The following is a 9,685-nucleotide window of genomic DNA, read 5'->3' on the forward strand; positions in this document are numbered from 1 at the left end:
CGACCACATGACCCCGATCGCCTACGAGCAGAGATCAGTTACGCTGGCCGTCGCTGCATAGCACCCGGTGTCCACATTCCCGGGGGAAGCCCCGTCGGTCCTTTGCCGGTCCAACGATGCCGACGCCCGTGCTGTGGCGGGCCCGCGGTGGGTGTGACCTGTTGTCGTTGGCCGGGGTGTTTTGCCTGTTTTGGGTGTTTCTTCCCGGGTCGGTCGGGCTGGTTTTCGGGGTGTGGTTGGGGGTGGGGTGGGTTGGCGGGGTGTGTCGCGGGGGCGGGTTTTGGTTGCCGTGTGTGTTCGCCGTGGGCATGCCATGCCCGGTTTCGGGGTGGTGGTGGGGTCGGGGATTGTGATGCCGATTTCAGTTGTTTTCCGACGCCGTTTCAACGCCGTTGGTTGAGAAGGATCCGGGCTGTGGTGGGGTCGTGTTTGGGTTGGAGGCCTGCGTGAGGGTGGTTGCTGGTTGGGTGTTAGTGGGTTTGACCTGCATGTTTGGGTGGTTAGTTGAGAACTTGCAGGTCGCGTGAGAAGTGGGGATTCCCGCAGTCTGGATGAGAGCCCTGTACGCGCCGGTGGATTCGGGGGTACCCGGTCGGCTTGCGGCGGCCCGGAAGTGGTGGTGTGGGCAGTGCCTGGCGTGGTCGGGCAGGTGGCCGTTGGTCAGCGGCAGAGTTCGAGGACGATGTCGTCGAAGTGGGGGTACTCCTGGCCGGCCTGCTCGGTGATGGCCTGGGCCGGGCGGCGTCGTTGTGGGGCGAAGCGTTCCGCGACGGCGGTCCGGGCTGGGGCGCGGGGTGTGGTCGAGGTGGTAGTCGGTGGTCGCCTCGAAGGGGCCGGTGCCGGCTGCGAGTACCCACAGGAAGCCAGCGAGGTCGGCCGCGATGACGCCGATCGTGCCACCGACCCCGGCGCCCCGCTCAGCCTCGGCGCCCTCGCCCTCGCCTGCCCCGCCCGCCGCAGCCGCGGCTGGGCCGTCCACATCCGGTCCCCCTACCTCCCGCCGCGCCTGCTCGAAGCGGCCGGGCGGCGCTGACGGGACGCCCGGCAAGTCCGGCCGTCGCCTGACGCCCCCTCCATCCGAGGCCCCGCCCGGGGGAAGAGGGCCGCGTCCGCCGTGCCGCGCTGATCAGCCGAGGTGGACTTCTTTCCAGAGGGTCGTATAGGAATCAACATTTCAGGATCTTTTCGGGACATTCGATCAACCGGCCCAAGTTGTCTGTGACCTTTGCCACTGCATGACCTGGCGCGATGGTTTCGGTGGCGGTGGTTAATCTGGCCGAAACACTCCGTAGTGGCCTGATGTCGTCTGATTATTCGTCAGAAGTTCGGATTTGATGGCAGTGTGTGTGTAGCCGTACCACCTTCTGACCTGGTGCACACCGATCGTGTGTCCACGATGACGAATGGCTGAACTGTGCGCATGACCCGTTCGGATCGCGACGAAGCGACCACACGGCCCCGCCTCACCGGCGAAAAGCTCACCATCCAGGAGTTTTCCCAGCTCGCCGGCACGGTCGGTGGCTACCCCTATGTGAAAATCGTGCTCGACCGAGCCGAGTCGGTCCTCCACTTCATTGACAGCGCGGACGGCATGCTCCACGTCCGCTACATCGCGTGCGAGATACTCGGCATGTCGATCGACGAACTCGCCCGCGGGCTCGATTCGTTCAATGACGATGTCTACCGGAATCCCGACCGCCGTTTCCTCCTCGGCACCCTCGCCCTGCACACCCGCGGTGGTGCGGACACCCAGGATCCGGACGGCCGGGCAGCCGGTCCGTTCCTGTCCCTGGAGACGGTCGACGTCGACACCATGGACCGGGACATGCTGCGCTCCTTCTACCACCGGGTGCGCCACCACGTCGACCCGTCGCTGCCGCTGGTCCTCAAGCCGGCCAACCACCGGCAGGAGGAGTACGTCGCGGACATCCCGGAGAACGAGATACCCCGCGTCCTGTCCCACGAGCTGTACTCGACGGCCGCGTTCGTACCGCTGAACGCCGGGGAGGCGCACGGGCGGCTGCGGGCGTATTCCTCCGAGGAGGAGTACCGGGCGGACAACGAGCCACTGGCGTGGCACGACATCGTGGTGATGCCCCGGGTGCCGGAGGACATCCCCCGGGTGTCCGGCATCATCCACACCGAGCACACCACCCCTCTCTCGCACATCAACGTGATGGCCTCCGGCTGGGGCATCCCCAACGCCGTCGGCATCGGCGCCGCCGAGCGGATCGACCGGGCCGGGCTGGCCGGCCGCTGGGTCCGCTACCGGGTCGAGGCCGACGGCACCGACCTCCACCTGGAGGCCGCACCGCCGCGCCCGGCGGACGAGCGGCCGGCGCCGGCACCGCGGGCCGAACGCGTCACCGTGGACCCGCCCGACCTGACACCCACCCCGATCACACCGTTGACCGAGCTGCGGGCCGGCGACCACGTCCGGTTCGGCACCAAGGCCGCCAACCTCGGCGAACTCACCCACCTGCTGCAGCACGGGTCCTCGCGCTGGCTCGGCTTCTACCGGGTGCCGCGGCCGCCCCGGGACAACCTGCTGCGCTACCTCGCCCGGCAACTCGGCATCCCCGAGGACGCCGACGACATGGAGCTGACGACCGCCGCACAGCGGCTGGTGAAGGAGTACGCCGAGGTGCCGCGCGGCGTCGTGCTGCCGTTCTCCCTGCAGCAGCGCTTCCTCGACTCCTCCGCGCAGCTCCGGGAGACCCTCGACCGGCTCGACGCCTCGCTCCGGGACGGCACCACGGACCCGAGCGGGCTCTGCCGGGAGGCCCAGCGCCTCATCCGCACCACCCCGCTGCCCGACGCGCTCCGCGCAGAGCTCGACCGGGCGCTCGACCTCCACCTCTACGGCGCACCCGTGCTGGTCGTCCGCAGCTCCTCCAACGCCGAGGATCTGGCCGGCTTCTCCGCCGCCGGGCTCTACGAGTCGGTGGCGCACGTCAGCGGCACAGACGCGGTCGTCGACGCCGTCCGGAAGGTCTGGTCCTCGCTGCTGGCGCCGCGCGCCGTCCTGCTGCGGCAGCAGGCGGGCATCCCGCTGGACCGCTGCCGGATGGGCGTGGTCGTGCAGGAGCAGGTCGGTGCCACCGTCGGCGGTGTCCTGGTCACCTGCGACCCGCTGAGCCCACGGGACTTCCGCAGCGTCTACCTCAACATCTCGCCGCGCTCGGTCATCGAGGTGGTCAACGGCGAGGGCGCCCCGCTCCAGTACCTCTGCAACACCATGGAGGGCGGCAGCCGCACCGTCTCGCTGGGCACCGCCGCCACCGACCTGGACGCCGGGACCAAGGCCCTCGTGGGCCGGCTGGCCCTGATCAGCCGGCTGCTGCAGTCGCACTTCTCGCCCGACGAGAACTACGCGGCCCCGGTTGACATCGAGTGGGCGATCGAGGGCGAGCGGATCAGCCTGCTGCAACTGCGCCCCTTCCGCACCGCCGGCTGACACCGGCTGCCTGCGCGAGGCACCACCGCCTGCGTGAGGCACCGCCGCGCGCGCGACCGCACCGCCGCGCGCGCAGCGGCCGTGCGGCGCCCGCCCGACCGCCTGCCACCGCACCGGCCGGGTGCGCCCGGAGCCGAACGCGCCCCGGGCTGACCGAACTTCCCCCAGGAGACAGCACCGTGAACCGGATCCTGTACGTCTACGTCAAGGGCGGAGCCCCGCTCGACTACGCCTTCCCGCGCATCGCCGCGTGCGGGGAACTGCACGTCCTCGCGCTGGCGCCGCTGCCCACCACGGCCGAGGAGCTCTGGCGGCCCAGCTGCACCAGCATCGAGACGGTCCTTGACGCGCCGCGCGGCGACGAACTGGTCGAGCTGATCGTCGAGTACGCCAAGTCCATCGGAGCCGACGCGGTGCTGACGCTCTCGGAGTTCGCGGTGCTGGCCGTCGCGCACGCCGCGCGCCGGCTCGGCCTGGCCGGCGCCGGCGAGGGGATCATCCGGGCCCGCGACAAGCGGTTGATGCGCGAGGCGTGGGCCGCCGCCGGGGTGCCGGTCCCCGCGTTCCGCCGGGTCTACAGCCTCGCGGACCTCGACGCCGCTCTGGCCGGGTTCACGCCCCCGCTGCTGCTCAAGCCCGCCTGGGGCGCCGGCTCGGTCGCCCAGATCGTGCTGGAGTCGGCCGCGGACGCCGCCCCCGCGTGGGAGGAGATCGAGCGCGGGCTGCGAGCCGGCAGCCGGGTCGGCATGAACGAGCTCTACGCACCGGACACCGACCGGGACCGGCTGGTCGAGGAGATCGCCCAGGGCTCCACCGACGGCTGGTACGAGCAGCCCGGCTACGGCGACTACGTGAGCGTGGAGGGGATCGTCGCGGACGGCGTCTACCGCCCGCTGGCCATCACCGCCAAGCTGCCGACCGTGCCGTCCTTCGTCGAGGTGGCCAGCACCTCGCCCTGCGTCATGGCGGTGCCGCTGCAGCGCCGGATCGAGGAGGTCTCGCGACAGGCCGTCGACGCGCTCGGGCTGGAGAACTGCGGCACCCACACCGAGCTCAAGCTGATGGCGGACGGCGAACTGGTGGTCATCGAGACCGCGGCCCGGTTCGGCGGACTGCTGACGACCCGGCAGGTCCAGGAGGTGTTCGGGCTCGACCCGATCGGCATGCTGGTGCGGCAGTTGCTGGGTGAGCGGGTCGACTACCCCGCGGCCATGCTCACCGAAGGACTCCGGGCCGCCGCCTCGGTGGCCGTCGTCCCGGCCGACGCCTCCGGGGTGCCGTGGCGCACCAGGCCGGTCTGGAACCCCGGGGCCGTGGACTGGCGGAGCATGCTCTCCCCGGGCAGCACCATCGAAGCCGTCCCTGCCTTCGCCATGCCGGCCGGTCGGCCGGTGCCCGCCTTCGACCCGTCCGCGGGCTCACGCAACTGGCTCGGGGTCTACCTGCTGAGCGCCGTCGACGCCGACACCCTGCAGCGCGACTGCAACGCGGTGCTGAACGGCCTGGAGGCCGCCCTGCACCGCGCCGCCGACTGATCGGCCGCTCCCGGCGCGCCGATCCTCCGTTCCCGCGGGCCCTGCCGCTCCCACCGGCCGACCTGCACCTTCCCACCGGCCGGCCCTGCCGCTCCCACCGGCCCACCCCCTCCCACCGCACACCCGAGGATCCTTCGATGCGCGTACTCTTCGCCGGCGCACCTGGCGTCGGCCACCTCTTCCCGCTGGTCCCGCTGGCCAGGGCGATGCGCGGGCTCGGCCACGAGGTCGCGGTGGCCTCGATGGACGGCGGCGAGCCGGTCGCCGCCTCCGGGCTGCCGTACCTGCCGCTGGCCGAGGGCGTGGACTGGCGCCGCGAGATCCGCGAGGCCGGCCGCACCGAGCGGCCCGACCTGATGCGACGCGTCGTGGAGACCAACGCGGCCGACCGGGAGGCCTTCGTCCCGCTGGCCGCCCACGTCAACAACCGGGTCGCCGACGCCGCCGTCGAACTCGCCGCGCGGTGGCGGCCCGACCTCGTCGTGTACGAGTACCTGTTCCCGGTGGCCCTCCTCGCGGCGACCACCCTGGACGTGCCCGCCGTCCAGCACGACCTGGGCTTCGTCCGCACGCCCGGGCTGCGCGCCCTGATGCTCGCCGAGATGGCGGACGCCTTCGCCCGGCACGGCGTTGACCCGCTGCCCGAACCGGCCGCCACCCTCGACCTCGCCCCGCCGAGCATGGCCGGCTCCCAGCCGTACGGCCACACGCTGCGTCCCGTCGCCTACAACGGCGAGGGTGCCCTCCCCGAGCCCCTGGCCGCGCCCGTCGACCGCCCCCGGGTGGCCGTGACGCTGGGCACCGTACCGCCCAAGACCGACGGCCTGACCAGGATCGAGCGGGTGATCGCGGCCGCTGCCGAGGTCGACGCCGACTTCGTCCTGGCCACCGGCGAACTCGACCTCGCCACCCTCGGCACCCTGCCGGACAACGTCCACGCGTACGGCTGGGTGCCCTGGCGGGCCCTGCTCGACACCTGCGCCGCCGCGGTCCACCACGGCGGCAGCGGCACCGCGCTCGCCGCCCTGGACGCGGGCGTCCCGCAACTCGCCCTGCCCGACGGCTCGGACCGCTTCATCAACGCCCACGCGGTCCGCGACCGCGGCGCCGGCCTGAGCGCGGGCGCCGAGGAGATCGGCCCCGCCCTGCTGGAGCGCCTGCTTACCGACACCGCGTTGGCCCGGACGGCCCGCGAGGTCAGCGCCGAGATCGCGGCGATGCCCGACCCGGCCGCCGTGGCGCAACGGCTGACGGGCCTGGCGGGCCGAGGCCCCCGCTGATGCGACGCGAATCGTCAGACAAACCCTGGCGCACCGTGGCGCCGCTGCTCCCTTCCTACCTGGTGATCCAGGTACCCCGGGTGGGGCTCCAGTGGATGACGGCGTTCCGGAAGTGCTGGGCCCTGCCGTCGTTCTCGTCGACATCGTCGGTGGTGGGGAATCCCCAGTGGCGTTCGGCGTCGGTGTTCCAGAAGGTGGTGAGGACGTCGCCGTAGACGAGGTGGGCCTCGTCGGGGTGCCAGAGGAGGATGCCGTTCCGGAACTGCTGGAACCGGCCGCCGAGCGAGGCGTCCGACTCGGCGCGCACCGGCAGGCCGAGCACGCTGCCCGCCCCGCCCATCGCGGCGTACTCGGCGCCGGTCGTCCCGTACGGCTGGAAGGCCTTGTCGCGCTGGGCGCGGGCGATGCCCTCCGCCTGGTCGTAGCGGTCCGGGTAGGCCGAACGCTGGACGGCCTGGGCGAGTTGACCCGCGGTGCTGCCCTGCATGCCGGGCTCCATCTGCAGGGCCACCTCGAAGAACTTGCCCGCCGGTCCACGTCGAGCAGTTGGTCGGGGGAGCCCCAGCCCTGGGAGGGGCGCTGCTGGAAGACCCCGAGGGAGTCCCGGTCGCCGCAGTCCAGGTTGTTCATGTGGGACTCGACCCAGCCGGTCTCGAAGCCGGCCAGCATCACCTTGTCGTCCACGTTCATCCGCTGGCCGACCTCGAACATCTTGCGGGTGACGGCGATGTCGCGTCCGCCGGGACGGCGCAGCCGACGTCGGCGTCGGCGAGGTGGTCCGCCGCGCCCGGGAGCGGTTGGGTGGTCGCGGGCCGGGGACGGGCCGCGGGGCGTGTGCCTGGGCGGGGCCGGCCAGGACGGCCACGAGCGTGGTGGCCAGCAGGGCGGCGGAGGCCAGGACGGCGGGTCGCGCGGTGCCGACGGGCACGCACGGTCTCCTTCGGGTCGGTGGGTCGAGGGCTGGGGTGAGCACGAGGGTGGCGATGGTCGGCCGGGGGTGCCGCCCGGCGGGGGTCACGGGTTGATGCCGTCGTACTGGAGCACCCGGTAGGGCGACTGGCCCTGCTGCCCGTTCGTTCTACCAGGAGTACCTGCGGCTGGACGCCCGGGTAACTAGCCGTTGCTCTATCGATCTTGGTGATCGTGAGTTCGAGTCTGCCGACTCGGTCGGGTGATCTTCTGGTCGGCTGGGCATGAAAGTGGGGCCTCCCGCACAGCTCGTGGGTGTCGAATCCAGCCGAGCAACAGGAGGCCCCTGGTGCCGCAGTCTTCCGTCTCCGTGCCGTTGACGTCCAACTCCGCACCTCTGTCGTGTGATTGCCTCGCTCACCGGTTCGGGAACGCAGGGGACCGGCCGCACAGGCGTCCGAGGTACCCCTCGGACATGACCGACGCGGAGTGGGCAGTGGTGCGCGACGCGATGCCCGTGCCCGCCTGGCTGGAGGGAAGGGGCGGGCAGCCGGAGGGCTACTGCCACCGGCAGCTGGTCGACGCGGTGCGCTACCTGGTTGCGGGCGGCATCGCCTGGAGGGCGGTGCCCGCGGACTTCCCCGCATGGGACCGCGTCTACGCCTTCTTCCGGCGCTGGCGGGACAAGGGCCTGGTCGGCGAGTTCCACGACCGGCTGCGCGACCGGGTGCCAATCAGACCAACCATCAACTACTAGACCAAACCGGCGAAGAACACCTAATTCGTGATAGACCCCCCGGGGCGGTTCAATCAGCCGTGTTCCGACGCGTGTGGAGCGGAGCTGAGGTGGCTTTGGAGCCGGGCGTGGCGGAACTGGTAGGCGGCTCCGACCTGGCGCAGCACTCCTCGGTGGTAGGCGTCGTCGAGGAAGGCCATGACCGCCCAGGGGAGCCGTCCTGTCAGGGGGAGCGCGATTCGGGTGAAGAGCACCCACTGACCCCAGGCGGTGAACGCGAGGACATAGGAGACGGTGCCGATGAGCCCGCACTGGGTCCCGGTTGCTAGCCATCCGAACCAGTCCATGGTGGAGAAGTTTTCCAGCACTCGGCAGGCACTGGTGACGGCGATGGTGATCACCGGTGCGACGAACAGGGCCTGGCGGATGACCGTGCCGCGGTTGATGGCCAGCAGGCGTTCGGGAGTCGCGGCGGACTCGAGATCGAGTGGTGTCTCCAGGGCGGCCATGAGCCCGAGGGCCATGCATCCCGCCGTTCCGTAGAGGACCGAGCCCAGGAACGAGCGGATCAGCATGACTTCGACTGGCGGTCTGCCGCTGAGTGACCTGGGAATCGTCTCCGGGGCCAGCAGCGTGGTCGTGGGGCCGTACGCCAACCCCACGGCGAGGCCGATCAGCAGTCCCGCGCCGAACGCGCTTGAGAGTCTGTGGGCCGGCGCACCGGCTTTGCGCCGGCCACGGCCTGGCAGTTGCAGCCGCACACGGGATGGGTCGAACGTTTCCTTGCCCAACACCACGGCGATCCCGTAGGCAAGTCCGAATGCCAGGCCGACCGCAAGTCCAGCGACAAGACCGATGGTCAGCTCGAGCGAATAGGCCCGCGGATAGCCCGTCGCCCTCATGGCGGCGTTCACGATCAATCCGGACACGGTCGTGACTACGGTGCAGGCCAGAACGATGGCGAGGATGCGAGCGGGCAGGCTCAGGACGCTGGACAGTTGCCACCAAGCCAGGTCCTGGCGGTTGCGCTGCTTGGGCCGCTCGAGGTGCCCGGCGAGCTGGCCCAGGTAGTGCCGGGCGCGTTGCGGGTCCCACCCGCGGTGCGGGTGCAGGTGCGAGGCAGCGGCGCCGGTTCTGGTCGGGGGTCGTTGGTGGTAGACGGTGGGGACGAACCCGGCCAGCAGGTGCTCTTCGATGGCTTCCGGTGTCGGGAAGCGGACGGTGTCCAGGAGGTCGGCGGGGTCCTGTCCCGGGCTGTCGCTGTAGAGGGTCCGGGCGAGCAGCACCATCAGCGGGGTGCTGAGCACCGTGGAGAGGTTGGCGGCGGAGCGGCTGTCCGGCCGGTTGCGCAGCTCGTCCAGGACCGGATCCCACGCGGTCGCGGCTCGTCCGGCCTGCTCGCCCTGCCCGGTCGGGCGTGCGGTGCACGGCAGGTAGTGGGCCACATCGTCCGTGGTCAGGTCGGCCAGCTCGATGCCGGCGGCCTTCCTGAGCACGTTGGTCGCTACCGCGTCGGCGAACTGCTCGGTGCGGCTGGTCAGAATCAGCGGCAGGGATATCGCGTTGAGTTCGGCCAAGGCGGCCCGGTGAAGCCCCGTGGCGATCTCGTCGAAGCCGTCGAGCACCGGCAGGATCCAGCCGGCGTCGACCAAAGCGGCTGCCAGGGTCGAGCATGAGCTTCCCCCGCTGGGTGGGAGGTGCTGATTACCTGGTCAGGGCGGGTGTGGGTGGTTCGACGGCCACCGGTTCGGCCGTCGTCTGGTCGGCG

Annotated in this window: 7 protein-coding genes; 5 read left to right on the plus strand and 2 right to left on the minus strand. The window is 71.2% G+C overall.

Going from position 1 to position 9,685, the window contains the following annotated elements; genetic code table 11:
* Window positions 1-796 precede the first annotated feature (796 nt).
* The 4 genes from ACFVWU_RS43045 (at window position 797) to ACFVWU_RS43060 (ending at window position 6,272) form a co-directional block, all read left to right on the plus strand.
* The gene (locus tag ACFVWU_RS43045) at window positions 797-1,033 is read left to right on the plus strand and encodes an Imm49 family immunity protein (RefSeq protein ID WP_387631780.1); all 237 of its coding nucleotides are present in this window, start codon (window positions 797-799) and stop codon (window positions 1,031-1,033) included.
* 387 nt (window positions 1,034-1,420) lie between these two features.
* Entirely contained in the window at window positions 1,421-3,457 is a 2,037-nt protein-coding gene (locus ACFVWU_RS43050) for a PEP/pyruvate-binding domain-containing protein (protein WP_387631782.1), read from the plus strand.
* 179 nt (window positions 3,458-3,636) lie between these two features.
* Window positions 3,637-4,992 carry an acetyl-CoA carboxylase biotin carboxylase subunit family protein gene (locus ACFVWU_RS43055; RefSeq protein WP_387631784.1) on the plus strand — a complete coding sequence of 452 codons (1,356 nt, stop codon included), beginning with the start codon at window positions 3,637-3,639 and terminating at the stop codon, window positions 4,990-4,992.
* 137 nt (window positions 4,993-5,129) lie between these two features.
* Window positions 5,130-6,272 carry a nucleotide disphospho-sugar-binding domain-containing protein gene (locus ACFVWU_RS43060; protein ID WP_387631785.1) on the plus strand — a complete coding sequence of 381 codons (1,143 nt, stop codon included), beginning with the start codon at window positions 5,130-5,132 and terminating at the stop codon, window positions 6,270-6,272.
* Window positions 6,273-6,327: 55 nt separating this feature from the next.
* On the opposite strand, the gene ACFVWU_RS43065 is transcribed toward ACFVWU_RS43060, so the two are convergent.
* A complete protein-coding gene (locus tag ACFVWU_RS43065) occupies window positions 6,328-6,759 on the minus strand; it encodes an LGFP repeat-containing protein (RefSeq protein WP_387631787.1) in 432 nt (143 codons plus the stop codon).
* An 897-nt stretch (window positions 6,760-7,656) separates the two neighbouring features.
* On the opposite strand from ACFVWU_RS43065, the gene ACFVWU_RS43070 reads away from it, so the two are divergent.
* Complete coding sequence (locus ACFVWU_RS43070) at window positions 7,657-7,938, plus strand: transposase (protein ID WP_387631790.1); 282 nt, start codon at window positions 7,657-7,659, stop codon at window positions 7,936-7,938.
* Window positions 7,939-7,991: 53 nt separating this feature from the next.
* Here the strand turns inward: ACFVWU_RS43070 and ACFVWU_RS43075 are convergent, their stop codons facing one another.
* Entirely contained in the window at window positions 7,992-9,569 is a 1,578-nt protein-coding gene (locus tag ACFVWU_RS43075) for an XRE family transcriptional regulator (protein ID WP_387631793.1), read from the minus strand.
* Between the last annotated feature and the right edge of the window lie 116 nt (window positions 9,570-9,685).

Source organism: Kitasatospora sp. NPDC058190 (assembly GCF_042883685.1).
Taxonomy (GTDB): Bacteria; Actinomycetota; Actinomycetes; order Streptomycetales; family Streptomycetaceae; genus Kitasatospora.